The organism is Oscillatoria sp. FACHB-1407 (assembly GCF_014697545.1).
GTDB lineage: Bacteria > Cyanobacteriota > Cyanobacteriia > Elainellales > Elainellaceae > FACHB-1407.
The window spans coordinates 19,465-36,559 of the sequence record NZ_JACJSA010000019.1 but is presented as its reverse complement, the minus strand read 5'-3'; the positions used below and the strand labels follow the sequence as shown (position 1 = coordinate 36,559).

16 protein-coding genes are annotated in these 17,095 nt (G+C 49.5%); 8 read left to right on the top strand and 8 right to left on the bottom strand.

All coding sequences use genetic code 11. The annotated features are described in order from the left end of the window. Positions 1 to 5 precede the first annotated feature (5 nt). Positions 6 to 320, bottom strand: a complete 315-nt coding sequence (locus tag H6G89_RS25160) for a hypothetical protein (protein ID WP_190511681.1) — start codon at positions 318 to 320, stop codon at positions 6 to 8. A 1,492-nt stretch (positions 321 to 1,812) separates the two neighbouring features. Here H6G89_RS25160 and H6G89_RS25155 point away from each other — a divergent pair. Beyond that, positions 1,813 to 2,418: a response regulator gene (locus H6G89_RS25155; RefSeq protein ID WP_190511679.1), complete on the top strand. Its 606-nt coding sequence runs from the start codon at positions 1,813 to 1,815 to the stop codon at positions 2,416 to 2,418. 63 nt (positions 2,419 to 2,481) lie between these two features. Here the strand turns inward: H6G89_RS25155 and H6G89_RS25150 are convergent, their stop codons facing one another. After that, a complete protein-coding gene (locus H6G89_RS25150) occupies positions 2,482 to 3,819 on the bottom strand; it encodes a TldD/PmbA family protein (RefSeq protein ID WP_190511677.1) in 1,338 nt (445 codons plus the stop codon). Between the two features lie 3 nt (positions 3,820 to 3,822). Then, a complete protein-coding gene (locus H6G89_RS25145; protein ID WP_190511675.1) occupies positions 3,823 to 5,292 on the bottom strand; it encodes a TldD/PmbA family protein in 1,470 nt (489 codons plus the stop codon). A gap of 65 nt (positions 5,293 to 5,357) precedes the next feature. Here H6G89_RS25145 and H6G89_RS25140 point away from each other — a divergent pair, with 65 nt between their 5' ends. The 3 genes from H6G89_RS25140 to H6G89_RS25130 all read left to right on the top strand — a co-directional run bounded on the left by H6G89_RS25140 (position 5,358) and on the right by H6G89_RS25130 (position 6,677). Next, positions 5,358 to 5,504 (top strand): hypothetical protein, encoded by a 147-nt coding sequence (locus H6G89_RS25140; RefSeq protein ID WP_190511673.1) that lies wholly within the window; start codon positions 5,358 to 5,360, stop codon positions 5,502 to 5,504. Between the two features lie 316 nt (positions 5,505 to 5,820). Then, positions 5,821 to 6,015: a cation transporter gene (locus H6G89_RS25135; protein WP_190511671.1), complete on the top strand. Its 195-nt coding sequence runs from the start codon at positions 5,821 to 5,823 to the stop codon at positions 6,013 to 6,015. Positions 6,016 to 6,173: 158 nt separating this feature from the next. After that, a complete protein-coding gene (locus H6G89_RS25130; RefSeq protein ID WP_190511669.1) occupies positions 6,174 to 6,677 on the top strand; it encodes a DUF4112 domain-containing protein in 504 nt (167 codons plus the stop codon). A 280-nt stretch (positions 6,678 to 6,957) separates the two neighbouring features. Here the strand turns inward: H6G89_RS25130 and guaA are convergent, their stop codons facing one another. Further along, entirely contained in the window at positions 6,958 to 8,505 is a 1,548-nt protein-coding gene (guaA, locus tag H6G89_RS25125) for a glutamine-hydrolyzing GMP synthase (RefSeq protein ID WP_190511926.1), read from the bottom strand. A 509-nt stretch (positions 8,506 to 9,014) separates the two neighbouring features. Between guaA and H6G89_RS25120 the strand changes: the two genes are divergently transcribed. The 3 genes from H6G89_RS25120 (at position 9,015) to H6G89_RS25110 (ending at position 12,132) form a co-directional block, all read left to right on the top strand. Continuing rightward, entirely contained in the window at positions 9,015 to 9,554 is a 540-nt protein-coding gene (locus H6G89_RS25120) for an STAS domain-containing protein (RefSeq protein WP_190511667.1), read from the top strand. 410 nt (positions 9,555 to 9,964) lie between these two features. Then, positions 9,965 to 11,686, top strand: a complete 1,722-nt coding sequence (locus H6G89_RS25115; RefSeq protein ID WP_190511665.1) for a SpoIIE family protein phosphatase — start codon at positions 9,965 to 9,967, stop codon at positions 11,684 to 11,686. Positions 11,687 to 11,688: 2 nt separating this feature from the next. After that, positions 11,689 to 12,132 carry an ATP-binding protein gene (locus H6G89_RS25110; protein WP_190511663.1) on the top strand — a complete coding sequence of 148 codons (444 nt, stop codon included), beginning with the start codon at positions 11,689 to 11,691 and terminating at the stop codon, positions 12,130 to 12,132. A gap of 123 nt (positions 12,133 to 12,255) precedes the next feature. Here the strand turns inward: H6G89_RS25110 and H6G89_RS25105 are convergent, their stop codons facing one another. The 3 genes from H6G89_RS25105 to H6G89_RS25095 form a co-directional block, all read right to left on the bottom strand. After that, a complete protein-coding gene (locus H6G89_RS25105) occupies positions 12,256 to 12,882 on the bottom strand; it encodes an L-threonylcarbamoyladenylate synthase (protein ID WP_190511661.1) in 627 nt (208 codons plus the stop codon). Positions 12,883 to 12,957: 75 nt separating this feature from the next. Then, positions 12,958 to 13,860 (bottom strand): peptide chain release factor N(5)-glutamine methyltransferase, encoded by a 903-nt coding sequence (prmC, locus tag H6G89_RS25100; RefSeq protein ID WP_242060120.1) that lies wholly within the window; start codon positions 13,858 to 13,860, stop codon positions 12,958 to 12,960. Positions 13,861 to 13,997: 137 nt separating this feature from the next. Beyond that, complete coding sequence (locus H6G89_RS25095) at positions 13,998 to 14,792, bottom strand: Tic22 family protein (protein ID WP_190511658.1); 795 nt, start codon at positions 14,790 to 14,792, stop codon at positions 13,998 to 14,000. A gap of 663 nt (positions 14,793 to 15,455) precedes the next feature. On the opposite strand from H6G89_RS25095, the gene H6G89_RS25090 reads away from it, so the two are divergent. After that, the gene (locus H6G89_RS25090; RefSeq protein ID WP_199336918.1) at positions 15,456 to 16,769 is read left to right on the top strand and encodes an ABC transporter substrate-binding protein; all 1,314 of its coding nucleotides are present in this window, start codon (positions 15,456 to 15,458) and stop codon (positions 16,767 to 16,769) included. A 108-nt stretch (positions 16,770 to 16,877) separates the two neighbouring features. Here H6G89_RS25090 and H6G89_RS25085 read toward each other — a convergent pair whose 3' ends face one another. Then, positions 16,878 to 17,093 carry a YARHG domain-containing protein gene (locus tag H6G89_RS25085; protein WP_190511655.1) on the bottom strand — a complete coding sequence of 72 codons (216 nt, stop codon included), beginning with the start codon at positions 17,091 to 17,093 and terminating at the stop codon, positions 16,878 to 16,880. Positions 17,094 to 17,095: the final 2 nt, after the last annotated feature.

The window sequence follows — 17,095 nt, the reverse complement described above, 5'->3', positions numbered from 1 at the left end:
GGAGCTCAATCATCATCCTCAAATTTGGCAACGGCGATCGCACTGAAAGCAAATGCGGCAACTAAGGGCATTGGGGACTGCAACCAGTAAGTTAGCAATGCCCCTGTCACAGCAGCAAACCAGGCAGAGGCACACCAAAGCCGTTCTTCAGGACTCATGCCTTTTTCAGCTTTGATGAGTTGCAGAGCTTCGGTCGGAATAGGCATGGGCATAACAGCATGCGGTGGAAATGCCCAATAATCGCGACGTTCTAAAAATAGGTCAGTCCAGCCATTTTCCTGACACCACTCTTGAATCCAGGCTTTACAGTACTTGTTCATAATCTTGAATGAGGTAGAGGCTGTTGTTAAAGGTTTATTAGGGATTGTTTGATTAAGCCGTTTAGCTATAGAAGAAATTAAGGATTTAATTTTAGTGATTTTTTAAAGCAGATCTCATTCATCTTTTGAACGACTCCGTTTGAAAGACGATGAATTACTCATGGCTTATAACTCCTGATTGAGGAGTATTTCAGCTTTTATATATTGTCTTTTTAACTGCCTTCATAGCTAAATAACAGCTATGAATTTGTGAGAGTAATTATGCTTATCAAAGGATGATTTCTAAACACTTTGATAGAGGATTTTGCTTTTGCCAAACCTTCGTTGCACTGCCATTCTTTAACCCAGAAATCCTCTAAATTAAGCGTTTTGCTAACAATAGCGACTTCACAGCCCAGAGATTGAAATTTCTCTAGAACATGGATAGTTGTCATCACTGTTTGTAGACTAACAAAGCTGAGTGATGGCTCAAAGGGGGTGACATTAAACGTAACTTAATGAAGTGTTACCATGAGCGGAAATAGTATAAATACTCAGCTTCAGCTATCTTAAATGCGATTACAAAACGAGTCAGGTTGAATAGAAACCGTGGCTGAAATGCCATGCGCTGCTAGACTTTGCGGTTTCAGATTTCCGGATAAGGGCGATCGCCCCCGAATACATAAGCAATCGCTATACAGACAAGCTCGATAGAAATGTACTCTTCTATCGAGCTTTTCGTTTGTAGTGGGGAATTATAGAAATGTTGCAAGTCTAGTAAATCTTTTAGCTAACGACCCTGAAACAGGTCTCTTAATGAAGAAATAAAGAGATATGGCTGTTGCCACATACGGCTGTTGCCACATACGGCTGTTGCCACCTATGTAGGACACCAAAATTGCAGAAAGTGTGGAGGTTTCTCACTTGGGAGTCTATCCCAACACTCTGTCCTAATGCATGGTTGTTGCTGTAGATGGTGGTCGTTGGTGTAGAGATCAGACGATAAACGGACAATTTTCAGGATGCAATGTCTACGCCGATATAGCAATCCCAAGGTAGGGGTGAGATGGGTCAGGGTGCAGGTTCTCACAAGCGATTTGGGATGACTCGATAGCAGTCAAACAGCAGTTAAAACGGGGTGTAAAGGTTCCTATCTCTTGCTAGAGGTGAAGCCTATAGATCTCATAGTCGTATCTGTCTTAATACTGCTATTCACAGATAGGGTTTGGAAATAAAACCACGGGGTGTGGGGGCTGTGCTCCCAGCCAGGGGTTCCACCCCTGCACCCCAAATTCCCACCTTTATTTACGACGAGTTGTACTTCGTGATTGCTATAGACATATAGCCGTAGCCACATTTGATGGGCAGAGGCGGGTCAGGAAGCTTTTCCAGCATCAGGGTTTAAGCCTTTGCCTTGAGCTTTCTGACCAAAGCTATATTTTTACGCTTGCTTTGAATGTCTCAAGCGGAGCTATCAAATACTAAAAACGTTCGCCTTTAGGCACACAGCATTATGGAAAGTCAAAAGATCTTAATTGTTGATGACAGTAAAACAATTCGGATGCAAATTAAAGATATGTTGCCTAAAGGCAATTTTGAGATTCTAGAGGCAAAAGACGGCGCAGAGGGCTTGGAGATGATTCAGCAGGAACGCCCCAGCCTTGTGCTATTGGACTTTTTTATGCCGCGTATGAATGGCTGGGAGGTTGTGCAACAAGTGCAAACCTTTCCGAAGTTGCAGACGATCCCGATTGTGATGATGTCGGGTCGGCGTGAAGACGTGGAAAAAGCAGTGCCCGAACTGTTTGACTACTTTGAGTTTGTCAGCAAACCGTTTGAGCAGAACCTGTTGTTAAAAGCAATTAAGTCAGCGACGACTAAAGCGAAACAGCGATACCAGGAGTTGCAACACACGCGACCTGTAACTCTGGTGAATTCAACATCTCATGGGGTTGAAGCAGAGTCTCCTAATGGGGTGAGCGATCGCGATGGTTTTGCAGGGTTAAAAGCAGAGATTTTTGAACTGAGAAATGAAAATGCCAAGCTGAAGTCAGAATTAATGGGGTTGAAAAAACAAGTCTCCCAAATTCTCCTGGTCTTGAAACAGAAATTGAAGTAAGCATAAATCTCCGGATTCTGTGGGAATCCGGAGATCTAGAAGTTTCAGGCTATCTCAGAGCAGTTATTCGCCTGTCACCGACATATCATCTACCCAAATTTTGGGTGAGATCCCTCCCGGAGTTACTTCTTCCTCGGCTTCCACATAGACAATGGATTTCAACAGGCTGAGGAAATCGCCTGCGATCGTGGCGGAGTCGATACTAACGCGATCGCCCTTATTCACAAGCCAACCATCGAACGGCAGCGAGAACGAGCCTTGCAGTGCGTTGACCCCGGCATGGAGCGCGTGCAAATCGTCAATCCAAATGACGTTTTCAGCGGTTTCCAAACTCAAATGCTGCTCTCCCGGTTCGCCTGCTGAAACGTGGTAGAAGTGGGGGCTAACTGTGACCTTTGCGCCAATGTTAGCGTTTCCAGTCGGTTGAGCATTCATCCGCTTTGCTGTTCCCGAACTGTGCAAAAAGCTGGTCAGAACCCCTTTCGTGATCAGGGGAACCTGACGGGTTGGTGTGCCTTCTCCGTCAAAGCGTTCCTGGGCAATGTTGCCGGGATGCAACGGGTCATCACACACCGACAAGAGGGGAGACGCGATTTGCGTGCCCAATGACTCTGGTGTGGAAAGACTCTGCTTGTCCAAAATGCTCTGGGCGTTAAACAGGTTGGAGAATGCGCCCAACAAACTCAGAAATGCTTCTGGGGAAAAGACAACGCGGTATTTGCCCGACTTGACTTTGTTGTAGTTGAGGTGGCTGATGGTTTTGTCTGCCGCCTCTTTGAAACAGCCGTCGATATCCAACTGGTCAAGGCTGTGGTTCATCCGGTAAGCTCCACCGCTACGGGGTTTTTTGCCCTCTTGCTCGGTTTTGCTGTAGAGGTAGATGGAGGCATAGGAGCCTGCCTCACGCCGTACTGCCCCTTCACTGTTGACGTAGAACTTACTGATATCGCGTTGCGATAGCCCGTTATAGGGAACTCCAGCGATCGCCGGATGTGCTTCTAACAACTGCTTTTCAGCCTGAACCAGCGTCTCAATCAGGCGATCGACCGGGGCTTGGGGAAAGTGTTCATTGACTTCCTCAATCGGCACTGTGGCTTCGGGGCTGAAGTCAGGAACATTTTCCTTGGCTCCAAAATGGCTGGCTTCATAGGCGGTTTTGAGTGCCAGTTCTAGCCCTTTGGCATCAACATCTGTGGTGGATGTGACTCCTAAGGAGTTGTTCTCGTTCCACACCCGCACGATAACGCTGGAGCGGTTTGAGGCTTTGACCTGCTTTGGTTCACCAAAGTCTACCTGAACGCTGGTTTCATCAACGGAGGAACCGTAGATGTCGTACTTCTGGATGCCAAGCTGTTGGGCGATCGCGGCTGCATTCGATGAAATTTCGTTCACACTGGGCATAGCTTAACGACCTCCAACTGTGATGGAATCAACTTTGATGTGGGGTTGACCAACCGTGACGTAGATACTGCCACTGATGGAACCGCAGAATCCGGCAGCTAGACCCAAATCGTTGGAGCACATAGAAATCTTATTCATGATGTCTTTGGCTTCCCCGATCAGGATCGCTCCCTTCAGAGGCTTGGTGATTTTGCCGTTCTCAATTAAGTAGGCCTCTTCGACGCCGAAGTTAAACTCTCCAGTTGCACCGACGCTGCCACCACCCATCTTTTTGCAGTAGATGCCTTTATCAACGGAGGCAAACAGATCCTCAACCGAGTAGTCACCGGGGGCAATGTAGGTGTTCCGCATCCGGCTTGCGGCGGCAAACGTGTAGCCCTGACGACGACCGCTTCCGGTGCGAGGATGTCCAGTCCGCATTGAGCCTGCGCGATCGGACAGGAAATTTTTCAAAATGCCATTCTCAATAAGTAGGGTTCGTTGAGCGGGCATCCCCTCGTCGTCCATATCGATGGTGCCAAACTCGTTGGAGGAAAGCCCCTCATCCCATGCGGTTAGGCTTTCATGAGCAATCTTTTCGCCTTTTTTGTCAGCAAATGGAGTGGTCTTTCGCTCAATCTGTGTTGTTTCTAATAAGTGTCCACAGGCTTCGTGGAAAATCACACCACCAAAGTGGTTCGCCATGATGATGGGGTAGGTGCCCGACTCGACGTAATCGGCGTAGAGCATCTTTCCGGCGGAATCGGCAACCTCATCGGCGTCTGTGGAATAAGCCCACCCCCGCAAGAAGGCAGGGTCGCTGGTGCTGCCGACTCGCTTGCTGATGGAGGAGCGATGCGCCCCATCGGCACACAAAAGGCTGTAACCAACGGATTGGTTGAGGCGAATATCGCGAGCAAAAGTGCCATCGCTGGCGGCAACTAACACTTCTTGCCAATCCCGGAAATAGGACGCTCGGCGAGATTGGGCATGCTTTGCTTTGTGGTTGAGTTCTGTTGTTGCGCTCAGCAAGATTTCGCCCATTTCACGCATGGAGCTACAGTCAGATAACCAACTCTCTTTGCCCCGAACGCTGGCGTAATCTCTCAGCAGTTCCAGGTTGATTTCAGGCACAAAGGCGTTTGGACCCGGTAGGTGTAAGCCAAGAATAGACAAACCTTTTTCTAGAGCCGCTTTGAGTCCGCTAAACGACAGGTCGTTGGTGCTGACATAACAGTCGGCTTTGCCCCGAAAGACGCGAACGCCCGCTCCAGTGGAGAGACTGGGAGAGATGCTGGTAATGGCGTCGTCCTCAGCCAGACAACTGATGTAGTTGACCCGTTCCAGGAAAAATTCCACAAAGTCAGCTCCTGCTGCCCGTCCTAATCCCAATAGTGTGGCGAGGGGGGCTTCCCAAGTCTGGTCAAAGCGATCGCCCGTTGCGACGTACTTGAGACTGGGCAATTCTTTGGAAAGAAGAAGAGTGGACGGCATAAATGGACATCCTTAACTAGCAAATAGGGAGATGACTAAAACCGCATGTTTGAACAGTGTAACAAATGGAACTGTGGGCTGAGGGGGCGATCGCTAGGAGTCAATGGTCAATGGTTGATGGTCAATGGTTGATGGTCAATGGTCAATGGTCGATGGTCAATGGTCAATGGTCAATGGTTGATGGTCAATGGTTGATGGTCAATGGTCAATAGTTGATGGTTGATAGTCAATGGTCAATGGTTGATGGTTGATGGTTGATGGTTGATGGTCAAACCGATCTAAACAGGATTTTAGGCAATCAAAATCTAGGAGGGGTTTGGCACTGCCACCTTACAGAGTTATGTCGCGTTTTCAATTTAATATTGGTGTCAATCGTCAATCGTTGTTGCTGCTTGGTAGTGAACAATCAACCCTGGATAATTAACGATTAATCATCAACGTTTAATTGACACTGAAATCTATCTTCAGTGACGTGTCAATCAAGTTGCCAAACCAGACAATGAAGCTGAAGTATTTGCAAATGGTGATATGGCACTGAAACTCAACGTTCCGACTTTAGATAGTCCTGAAGCTGCCCAGTCCCTTAAGGAAACCATCTTGACCTCTGAACCGAACGCCCGTGTTGAAGTGGATGCGGCTACTAAAACGGTGACAGTTGAGTCTAAAGCATCTGAGGAAACGTTTAAAGAACTCATCGTTGCAGCGGGTCATAGGATTGCATAGCGATCGCCCAGGTAACCGGATTGCATTGGCAGAATGAGCAATCGACGGAAAAAACTGGGCAGTCAATCTGGATAGTGCAAAGCCCTTCCCCCGTTGGGGCGATCGCCATCAGCAATGATGGTAAAGTCTGAGATGCAACATCACTTATCAGGTCAGGAATGGAACCGCATCCAAACGCTCAGATCAGTCGCCTTCATGCTCGCGATGAGCAAGCTCTCCAACGGGTTCGGGTTGTTGGAAAATTGTTGGATAACGCAGTGCCCATTCCAGGCACTTCCTACCGTGTTGGGATTGATCCGTTGCTGGGTTTGTTGCCCGGAGGCGGAGATGCGGTGGGGTTTGTGCTGTCGGCTTACATTGTTCTGGAGGCACTGCGATTTCGCCTGCCCAAGGAAACAATCATCCGTATGGGAACCAACCTGTTGATGGATTCGGTGGTGGGTTCGGTGCCGATTTTAGGAGACATTTTCGATGTCACCTGGAAAGCCAATGCCCGTAATCTAGCGTTGTTGGAAGCGCATCTGGCAAATCCACGTCCGCAACGGGCTGCCGATCGCTGGTTTGTCGTGGCTGTTGTAATTGCGATTCTGTTGCTGGGGTTGGGGATTATTACAGTAGTTGTACTGTTAGTGAGACTGTTGCAAGGACTCCTTGGGGCTTAGGTATTGCTGACCCAGCAAAATTGCCAACCTGGTTGCAGGAGGTGGACGCGAATTTCTGCAATTTTCGTTTCCTGGGAATTATTGAGGTAGGAAAATTAAGGCGATCGCAAAAAATTGCCGCTTTTTCCACAAGAAACCCACTTTTCCACAGGAAAAAGCAGTTTTCCACAGGAATTCGTGGGTTTTCCACAAGAACCTTTAGAAAACTGCAATATCCCGAACTAATTAGGAGAATAGCTAACGGTTGCCTCTTGAAAAACAAACATCAGAGAGGGAAGCGTTACTCCCACTCGATTGTTCCAGGTGGCTTAGATGTAATGTCGTAGACGACCCGATTCACACCCCGGACTTCGTTCACAATGCGGTTGGAGATGACCTCTAGCAGGTCGTAGGACACTCGCGACCAATCCGCAGTCATCCCATCTTCGCTGGAAACAAGCCGGAGCACAATAGGGTAAGCATAAGTACGTTGGTCGCCCATGACACCTACACTACGGATCGGCAACAGCACCGCAAAGGCTTGCCAGAAATCGCTATAAACCCCACGTCGGTTGATTTCTTGGCGAACAATAAAATCGGCATCCCGTAGGATTTCTAACTTGTCAGCGCTGACTTCCCCTAGAATCCGGATGGCTAATCCAGGACCGGGGAAGGGATGGCGGTTGACGATCTCTTCGGGTAAACCGATTGATCGCCCCACCTTCCGCACTTCGTCTTTAAACAGCTTCCGCAGTGGCTCGACCAGCTTAAAGCGCAGGTCTTTCGGCAAACCACCGACATTATGATGACTCTTAATCTTAACGGCGACCCGTTCGCCCGTTTGGGGATCAACGTTTGTATCTGCTGATTCAATCACGTCTGGATACAACGTACCCTGCGCCAGATAGTCAAAGGGTCCTAAGCGTTTCGATTCCTCTTCAAACACCTGGATGAATTCGTGCCCGATGCGTTTGCGCTTTTCTTCGGGATCGGTGACACCAGCAATACTGTTGAGGAAGCGATCGCCCGCATTGACGTACTCCACTGGAATGTGGAACTGCTCCCGAAACAGCTTGAGCAGACGTTCCGGCTCATTCTTCCGCATGAAGCCCTGATCGATGAAGACGCAGGTCAACTGATCCCCAATGGCGCGATGCATCAAAAACGCCAGCGTGGAGGAGTCAACACCGCCTGATAGAGCCAGGAGTACTCGTTTGTCGCCAACTCTGGCGCGAATTTCACGAACCGATTCTTCGACAAAGGCTGCGGTTGTCCAGGTCGGTTCACAATCGCAGATGTGATAGACAAAATTGCGAATCAGAGCGAGTCCGCCTTCAGAATGCACCACCTCTGGGTGGAACTGGACTCCATAAAATTTGTTGGTGTGATGGGCGATCGCCGCACAAGGGGTATTGTCGGTATGTGCCAACAGGTCAAACCCATCAGGCATTTTCGTGACCGAGTCACCATGGCTCATCCACATCGTGGTGCCATCTTCGACATTGGTCAGCAGATCAGTCGGATCATCAATGTAGAGAGAGGCTTTGCCGTATTCACCCCGCTCTGCGCGCTCTACACCGCCCCCCAGTTGTTGCACCATGAGCTGCATACCATAACACACCCCCAAAATGGGAATGCCCAACTCCCAGATAGCAGGGTCACACTTAGGAGCACCCGTATCATATACAGAGCTAGGACCCCCTGAGAGAATAATCCCTTTGGGGCTGAGTTGACGAATCTGCTCAACCGTTGTGCGGTAAGAGAGGACTTCGGAATAGACCTGGGTTTCGCGAATACGGCGAGCGATTAGCTCGGAGTATTGGGAGCCGAAATCCAGAATGATGATCATCTGGCGATTGAGTTGCTCCACAGGAGACGAATGAGGTAGATGTTCAACTTGAAGAGTCACGGATGGGTCCTGATGTCAGTCGTTATGGGTAGACAAATGCGACTGTGAAAGCAGATTTGGTACACCAGATTTTGAAAGGAGAAGCTCTGCATTAAGTGCCAGAGTTGGCATCTGCGTTGGAGCCTTGTTAAATATTTTGGTTTGAATATTCTGACTAGCTTAACAGACCTGAGTCAAGAGTGTGGTATCGATTCATTTTGAAACTGGCGGTGGGGGGAATCGGGAGTTGAGAACCAGGGGGTTTGGCGATCGCTGCAATGAGAAACGACTCCGATCACACGCCAGTCACTCTAACTCGGCTGACTTGACCTAGACCCTTGTGACGAGAAACACAAACCCAGCGTGACAAACTCCACCTCGTCAAGCGTAATTTTTCCGGATTCTATAAGAGGAAAGTGTTGTCACTTCTATCACAAAAAAAATTCTCCTCCGCCCCCCAGGAGTTCACAATGAACGTATCCTCTGTCTTGTCTGATTCAGATTGTGCCACCGCCTCAACGTCAGTGATCGTGTTGCAGCCTTGCGGCAATCTCGACCAGACAACCTCCGCTACATTTCAGCACACGTTAGAACAGGCTTTGCGGCAATCGACTAAAACAGTTGTCGTCGATCTGCTTCAGGTCACCACCATGACCACTCAGGGTATTGAGGCATTACAAGCGGCGTTAGATGTAGCGATCGCCACAGGCAAGGAACTGGTGATCTGGGCAGCGGATTCCGCAACCTATACAGCCCTGGGACAAGGGCAGAATCGTCAACAGACCCAATTGAGCGATTACCCTGAAGGGGAAACTGCTCCGCACCGCACCGAGATACTGCATCCGGGTTTTTGTCATTTCCTCCACAACCGTCGCCAGCTAACACCCACTCCATCTGAATCTGTAGCCAAGCCATTCCTTAAGCCCGTCCCGTCCAGCCCAAGCTTACCTGCTGATCTCTACACCGTTGCAAACTGGTATACGGCTAACCCCATCAACGATATTGCCTAGATATCGCCTAAAAGTTGACTATTTCTTAGAGAAAAATTTTATAGTGAACAAAGATTCAAAATTAACCCTGTGCGATCGCCTAGTTCTCTGTAAGAAGAGTTGTTAGTCTTAGCCTGATCTAGGGTAACTTTGATCTGGGAATACCCGGTCATGTGAAAAGCAAACCGACTGAGTCACTAGCCGAATCACTTCCCCGTGCATCATTTGTGTTTGTGCATCTTCACTGGGCTACAACAAATGCCCTCCACTACAAAGCGCGACACCTTGCGGGTATCTCAAAGAGATGACCGCTAGCATCTACCAACGGCTACACCAGGGATAACCATAACCCTGATGATTACAACTGTCCCCCCTTACATTTCCCAACTGATTGGCAGTTGTGTCACAGCAACTTGGGAAGGAATTATTGCATGACTTCAGCAGATAACAGCAAACTCAGGTTAATGGTCGTAGATGATGAATCTGACAACCTGGATTTGTTATATCGTACCTTTCGGCGAGAGTTTCATGTCTTTAAGGCCGAAAGTGCGCTCAAGGCATTGCAGATTCTCAATCAAGAAGAAGAGATGGCAATTATCATCTCTGACCAGCGGATGCCCAGAATGAGTGGCACAGAGTTCTTAAGTCTGGCTGCCGAGCGATTTCCCGATACGATCCGAATCCTGTTGACAGGTTACACCGATGTCGAAGATTTAGTCGGAGCCATCAACACCGGAAAGGTGTTTAAGTATGTCACGAAACCCTGGAATCCAGATGAACTAAAGGTTCTGGTGCAACAAGCTGCTGAAACCTATCAAATTTTGAAGCAGCGCACCAACGAATTAAATCGTGCCCTCAAGCGAGAATCGCTCTTTAATGCGATCACAACCGCGATTCGAGAGTCGCTCGATTACAACAGTATGCTGCAAACCATCGTTGAGACATTGTGCGAGAGCTTCAATGCCGATGGTTGTATCCTGCATCCGCTCGAACTATCGATCAAGTCAGCTTCTCACTCGTATCAGCTTTTGCCGGAGTCGTTTGTCCACACGTCTAAACGGTGCTCTGACATTGCGATAAAAGCGGAAAGTAAACCTATTCTCTCACCCGAATTGCTGACCTCGGCGATCGAGGCTCACAGGATTCACACCAAACAAAGTACTGACAGCAATGGAAACAGTATTACCCAACTCATCGTCCCTCTGATCTATCAGCAGGATGTGTTGGCGGTACTGATGCTCTACAAATATGCCAACCTCTCTGCCTGGTCAGAAGAGGACATTCGCCTGTTAGAAGGCGTGGCAGAACAGGCTGCCCTGGCCATCTCCCAGGCTAAGCTCTATCAACAAATTCAGCAGCAAACTGAGCAAATGCGGGCAGAATTAGCTGTGGCTCGGCAGATTCAGAGTAATTTGTTGCGTCAACAGTTGCCCACCTTGGAGCATGTCAAGGTGCAGGCATGTTGTTATCCTGCGCGTGAGGTTGGCGGCGACTTTTTTGAGGTTTATGTCCATCCGCAAGGTGACATCTGGTTAGCTGTTGGGGATGTATCGGGTAAAGGAGTGCCTGCGGCGTTGTTTATGGCAAGCGCGATTTCGGTGTTGAGGCGAGAATTATCGCAAGAGATGCCGCCTGCTCCAAACATCATCATGCAAAATCTCAACAGCAGCTTGTCAGAAGACCTGGTGAGTAACAACTGTTTCATTACGATGGTTTTAGCTCGCTATAATCCATCCACTCGTCAGTTGGTTTACGCCAATGCAGGGCACATCTACCCATTAGTGTGGTCACGTCAATTGATTGCAGCGCAGTTACTCAATTCCTCAGATCAATCCTGTATAGAACCGATTTACTTAAAGGTGCGCGGAGTCCCTCTAGGAATTTTGCCAGTCTGGCAGGCTCCTGCTGGGGAGATGTCTCTGAAATCGGGAGAAGTATTACTTCTGGCAAGTGATGGCATTACGGAGGCAACAATTGTTCATCGGTCGGGAGATAATCAGGAAAAAGGGTCAATGTTGAGACAACAGGGGTTATGGCAACTCTTGTTACAGGAAGGGGAGTCGCTCAATCTGGATCATCTTCTGGCAGATATTCAAGCTCATACGCCAATTCAAGAGGATGACCAGACCATACTGTCTCTGGAGGTGTTGTAGCGATGAGAACTGAACTACATGTACCCAGTGATTTGAAGTTCTTAAACATTGTGGAGAACTGGTTACTGGGTTCTCTAGAGGTTGAGTTAGGGGATCATGTAGATTGGCCTCGTCAGGCAAATCGGTTGCGGTTGGTGTTAGTTGAAGCCTATTCCAATGTGGTGCGTCATGCTCATCGCGATCAGCCTAATTTACCTGTATTAATGCGGCTAGAGCTGAAGGAACGGGATATTTATCTGGAGATCTGGGATCACGGTAAAGGCTTTGATCTCTCGACCTATCTGCCACCTGCCCCAGAGCAACACCAGGAGGGAGGATATGGATGGTTGATTTTGAACCGCCTGATGGACAAGGTGGAATATCGCTTGCAGATTAACGGGCAGAATTGCTTGATGTTAGAGGCGACGCTGCATAAGGAGGAAGAGGGAGTAGGGAATGGGGAGTAGGGAGTGGTTCGACAAGCTCACCAACAGGGGAGTGAAGCCGTAAGAAGCAGGGTAATTCACTATTCATAGAAAAGTGAAGTAGGTGAGATGTAAAACCCTTGACCCAAATCTCTATGGGTGATCTCATAGTGTAACGTTGCCTTGGCGGAGGATCTTCCAGCCATCCTGAGTCCATTGGGCGACGGTAGAAGGGGTACCGTTCCCTGTTGGGGTTGATGGGGAGGGGATATCGCTGATACCTTCTGCAACGAGAGTTTCTAAATCAGAGGGAAGTAGGGTCAACACCTCTGGAAAGTGGGTTTCAATCTCGATCTGGGTTTGTAAGGGTGGTTGACCCGATAGGTTGGCACTGGTGGTGGCGAGGGGTCCGGTTTGGCGGAGGATGTGACGGGCGATCGCACTATTGGGGACTCGAATGCCAATAGTGGTCGGGTCAAGGGGGTTAACTTGACGGGGCAGGCGATCGCTAGCCGGTAAAACCAGGGTCAGCGCACCAGGCCAATGTTGTTCCATGGCTGATTTCCAGATCTGCCATTCTGCATCGCTGCCGGTGACAAATTGCCACAAATCTGTTGCCTCGGCTGCCATCAAGATCAGGGGTTTCGTTTGGCTGCGTTGCTTGGTAGCAAAAATCAGGTCAGCACGTTCGGGACGAGCCGCCAGAGCAGGAACGGTATCGGTGGGAAAACTGAGGACGCGATCGCCTGTTTGAGCCGCTTTGACAAAATTGGTGAGAGTGACTTGAGGCATAGGGAAATAGACAATAGGAAACGGGCTAGGGAGAATCGGGGGAGACGCGATTAATCGCGTCTCCCCCGATTCTCCCTATTTCTTTAAATAGGCTAGGGCAAATCGCTCAATTCCAGCCAGGTCAGGATGAACCTGAATGCTGTCATAATGACCATTCTGCTGTAGCAGTTGGGTGACAGCATCGGCTTGTCCTGCCATCATTTCAATGACCCAGATTGCGCCTGGTTTAAGAGAGTGGGGGGCGATCGCGACCAGATGACGAATCGCATCTAACCCGTCCGTCCCGCCATCTAATGCCAGGTGAGGTTCATGCTGGACTTCGGGTTGCAGAGTGGGGATCAGATGGCTGGGAATGTAGGGTGGGTTTGAAACCATGCCGCTGAGTTGACCTTTGAGGTAACTCAGGGGATCAAACCAACTACCTTGATAAAAGCGAATTCTATGGCTAAAGCCGAGGGTTTGAGCGTTATGTTGGGCGATCGCCAATGCATCCTCACTGAAATCAACGGCATGAATGGTGGCATTGGGCAGAGCATCGGCTAACCCAATCGCGATCGCCCCACTGCCCGTGCCCAGGTCAGCCCAATGACCTTGAGCCAGAGACGGATCGCGATCGCGCATTGCAGCCAGCACCAGATCAACGATCCCCTCGGTTTCAGGACGAGGGATCAATACACCTGGAGCAACCCTGAGCGTTAAGTGTCGCCAGGGCGTCTCTCCGGCTAAGTATTGAATGGGGACTCGCTCCTGTAAGCGTTGTTGCCATCGCTGCTGGAGGTCAGCAAACGGGATCTTGAGAGGAATGTGCGATCGCTCCTTAAAGGTTTCTAACCGCAGCGACAGCCGATCCAGGTCAGCGATTTCTTCTAGCAACCAATCGAGTTCTGTGATGGGTACTGTGGCAGCGATCGCCTGTTGACGTGCTTCGATGCGCCATTGCCACAAATCTAAACCAGAGATGGAGTGAGGAGAAGACAAGGTAGAGACAGAGAATGGAGAGTCGGAAATAGAGGATGAGGGGATGGGTGGGAAGGGGATAGATGGGTAGTGTAACCGAACTGACCTACATTTACCTATCCACTCGACCACCCATCTACCCATTTACTCTGCCATCTCTACTGGCGAGGAGCAGCAGGACGCGGTTGGGGTTGACCTTGGGGTGCGGGTGCTTGTCCTTCGCGTGGCAGGGATTGAATGAACTCAATCGATTCACGTGGGGGCACCAGCAGAATTCGGTTGAGTTCCTGGTTTTCACTGCTTTGCAACGTATTGATCAAACCTTCTAGATTGACCACTTGAATGCTGACGTTGTTGGTCAGTTCAGGTTGCTGTTGTCTAACCCGCTCCAGCATCGCTTGCAAATCATCTCGCTTAAAGAAGATGGGGATGACTTGCTGATCACCTTGCTGAATGGTGAGATAGCCATTCTCTTGTGCTCCTGACCGCGCGATAAACAGGGGCACACCTTCAAACTCCTGGACGTTTTCACCATTTTGCCGCAGGACTTCAACCGCAACCTGCACCTCTTGCTGCATGGGGATGAAGGCAAATTCTAATTCATTAGACTCGTCTGCAATCTCTAGCTGATACACTTCTGCCAGAGAGACGGGGGTAACCTGCACACCCTGCGCCACATCAGGATTGTTTTGTCTGAGGCTGGTGAGGAAATTTTGGGCATCTTGCATGCTGATAAACACGCCAGCCACAGGAGTGCTGTTTTGACCCTCTTGAGTTGCCACCAGCGGCGAACCTTCCCGATCGGTCAGGGTAAATACAGGAACGGGGCGTAGGCGTTCTGCCACTTGTTCAGCGGTTAATGCCAGCGATCGCGCACCGCCAACAAATAATGAACCCAACAAAACACCCCCAGCAAGACTGAGAGCTGTACTCCAGCGAACGAATGATTTCATAAATGCTCCGGGTAACGATACTGGCATCACGTTCATCAAAGAATTGTATAACTTTCGTTACACTTGGTTCCCTCTAATCCTTATATCGATAGCAACCGTTAGAACGATTGGGATCAGGAGGGGCAAGGGTGTTGCCCCAATCAGGGGCTTCACTCCGATACCCCGTTCTAGTTAGCTCTTCGATTGCTATATGTAATTCAAATTTGAATTTCGCGAATCAGGGAAAAGTTCAATAACGAAAGTAGCAAGAACCACAGGTGTAATGAGTATCTTGTTGCGACCAGGAAAATTTGGGTCGGGCTTTAGTGCCGTTTCATCAATTGGCACAACTGCTCCAGGTTGGAGTTGCAGTGACAGGTTGCGAGTTTGTTTTAGCGGTTACTTCACTGAATCTCTCACCCATTTTTTAGGAGCAACAAGACTACGATAACCCCAAAGCCTGCTTCGCATCGCCTGGGTTAGCGCGAGGATCACAGGTAGGGCGATCGCCATGAACCATCATGACTGGCAGGCCGCAAATTAGTTCCACGAGATCCCTACGTCCCGCTCTCATCTAAGGTTTGCTGAAGACAACTCTGTAAAACTCACTGTACAAAGCGATCGCTGGGGGACTCCGTTGAGTAAAATCAACGAACAGTAGTTGTTGTGAATTGCTATTTCAAAATGTCTTTTATCAAATCTCTTGGCAAACCAAGTGGGGCAGTCGCTCTCTTGATGCTGCTAACAGCGTGTGGCGCAGAAACTCCTCAGGCGACAGGTGAGTCTCCAGCAGAAACTGCGCCCGCTGCTACAGATGGTGGTGCGCTCAAACTCGGTACGCTGTTGCCCTTAACAGGTGACCTGGCGCAGTATGGGGCACCGATGCAGGACAGTGTTAGCTTTTTGGTGGAAACCGTCAATGCTTGCGGTGGAGCGTTGGGACAACCCGTTGCTCTGATCTCAGAAGATGATCAGACCGATCCGGCGGCAGGGGCATCGGGCATGACCAAACTGGCAGAGGTCGATCAGGTGGCTGGAGTGATTGGAGCGGCAGCTAGCTCGGTTTCCAGCGCAGCAGTTGACATCGCTGTTCGGAACGAGGTTATTCAGATTTCTCCCTCCAGCACCAGCCCAACCTTTACAGAGCGTGCTAACAATGGTGACTTCAATGGCTTCTGGTTCCGGACGGCACCACCAGACACCTATCAGGGCGAAGCACTGGCGCGTCTGGCGCAGGAACAGGGCTTTACCGAGGTTGCCATTCTCTCCATCAATAATGACTACGGCAATGGCTTGATTCAAGCCTTTGTGCCTGCTTTCAAAGCCTTAGGCGGTACGGTGGTGAATGAGTCTGATCCCACCCGTTATGCCCCCGATGCCACGACATTCGATTCGGAAGTGAGTGCTGCTTTTGAAGGAGAGCCGGATGCGGTTCTGTTAATCGCCTATCCAGAAACCGGAAGTCTGATTGTCAAAGCAGCCTATGAGCAGGGCTTGCTCGGTGGTAACACCAAATTCCTGATGACAGACGGTATGAAAACCGGAAATCTGGCAGAACTCATTGGTCAAGGCTCTGATGGTCAGTTCATTGCTGCTGGTGTGCTTGGTACGGCTCCCAGTGCAGGAGGTCCGGCGATCGCCCAATTCAAGGAGATCTACACGGGTAAGTACAACCGTGATCCCCAAGTCTATGACCCCAACTCCTGGGATGCAGCGGCAATCCTCGTTTTAGCGGCAGAGGCAGCTAAAGCCAACACAGGTGCAGCCGTTAAGGAGCAGATCGCGACTGTTGCAAATCCTCCAGGGGAACAGGTGACAGATGTTTGTCAGGCACTCGAACTGGTGCGGCAGGGGCAAGACATCGACTTTCAGGGAGCCAGCGGCACCCTCGACTTTAACGATGCGGGAGATGTGGCTGGAGCTTATGATGTCTGGACGGTTGCCGATGATGGCAGCATCCAGATTCAATCCACTATCACCATTGGTGGTGCTCAGTAGAGCTTAACTAAAACTCCGGCGTCTCGCAGACGCCGGAGTTGTAACTTTTACAAAAATAAAACTGCTCTGCGAATTGATTCGCCAATCATTCAACTCAAATTACCCTACCTATTGGTTTTTCTGGTAATCAAGGATGAACTGTGCGTTACTCTTCTCCAAATCGGTCAGTTGATTGTTGGGAAATTGGCTGGGGCTATAGCGTGGTTCATACCATGTCTGACTGTCAAAGTAAGCTTGTAAATCAGTGCGATCGAACCGTCTACCGTATCGGGCAAAGACAGAGTTTCTGAGGACATCCAACTCAAAATCACTCTTGCCTTCCAAAT

Excerpts from the sequence above, each read along its gene's own strand:
- H6G89_RS25160 (WP_190511681.1), bottom strand. The coding sequence starts at position 320 with ATGAACAAGTACTGTAAAGCCTGGATTCAAGAGTGGTGTCAGGAAAAT.
- H6G89_RS25140 (WP_190511673.1), top strand. The coding sequence starts at position 5,358 with ATGGAACTGTGGGCTGAGGGGGCGATCGCTAGGAGTCAATGGTCAATG.
- H6G89_RS25095 (WP_190511658.1), bottom strand. The coding sequence starts at position 14,792 with ATGAAATCATTCGTTCGCTGGAGTACAGCTCTCAGTCTTGCTGGGGGT.
- H6G89_RS25150 (WP_190511677.1), bottom strand. The coding sequence starts at position 3,819 with ATGCCCAGTGTGAACGAAATTTCATCGAATGCAGCCGCGATCGCCCAA.
- H6G89_RS25110 (WP_190511663.1), top strand. The coding sequence starts at position 11,689 with ATGAGAACTGAACTACATGTACCCAGTGATTTGAAGTTCTTAAACATT.
- guaA (WP_190511926.1), bottom strand. The coding sequence starts at position 8,505 with ATGATCATCATTCTGGATTTCGGCTCCCAATACTCCGAGCTAATCGCT.
- H6G89_RS25135 (WP_190511671.1), top strand. The coding sequence starts at position 5,821 with ATGGCACTGAAACTCAACGTTCCGACTTTAGATAGTCCTGAAGCTGCC.
- H6G89_RS25120 (WP_190511667.1), top strand. The coding sequence starts at position 9,015 with ATGAACGTATCCTCTGTCTTGTCTGATTCAGATTGTGCCACCGCCTCA.
- H6G89_RS25155 (WP_190511679.1), top strand. The coding sequence starts at position 1,813 with ATGGAAAGTCAAAAGATCTTAATTGTTGATGACAGTAAAACAATTCGG.
- H6G89_RS25130 (WP_190511669.1), top strand. The coding sequence starts at position 6,174 with ATGGAACCGCATCCAAACGCTCAGATCAGTCGCCTTCATGCTCGCGAT.
- H6G89_RS25090 (WP_199336918.1), top strand. The coding sequence starts at position 15,456 with ATGTCTTTTATCAAATCTCTTGGCAAACCAAGTGGGGCAGTCGCTCTC.
- H6G89_RS25145 (WP_190511675.1), bottom strand. The coding sequence starts at position 5,292 with ATGCCGTCCACTCTTCTTCTTTCCAAAGAATTGCCCAGTCTCAAGTAC.
- H6G89_RS25115 (WP_190511665.1), top strand. The coding sequence starts at position 9,965 with ATGACTTCAGCAGATAACAGCAAACTCAGGTTAATGGTCGTAGATGAT.
- H6G89_RS25105 (WP_190511661.1), bottom strand. The coding sequence starts at position 12,882 with ATGCCTCAAGTCACTCTCACCAATTTTGTCAAAGCGGCTCAAACAGGC.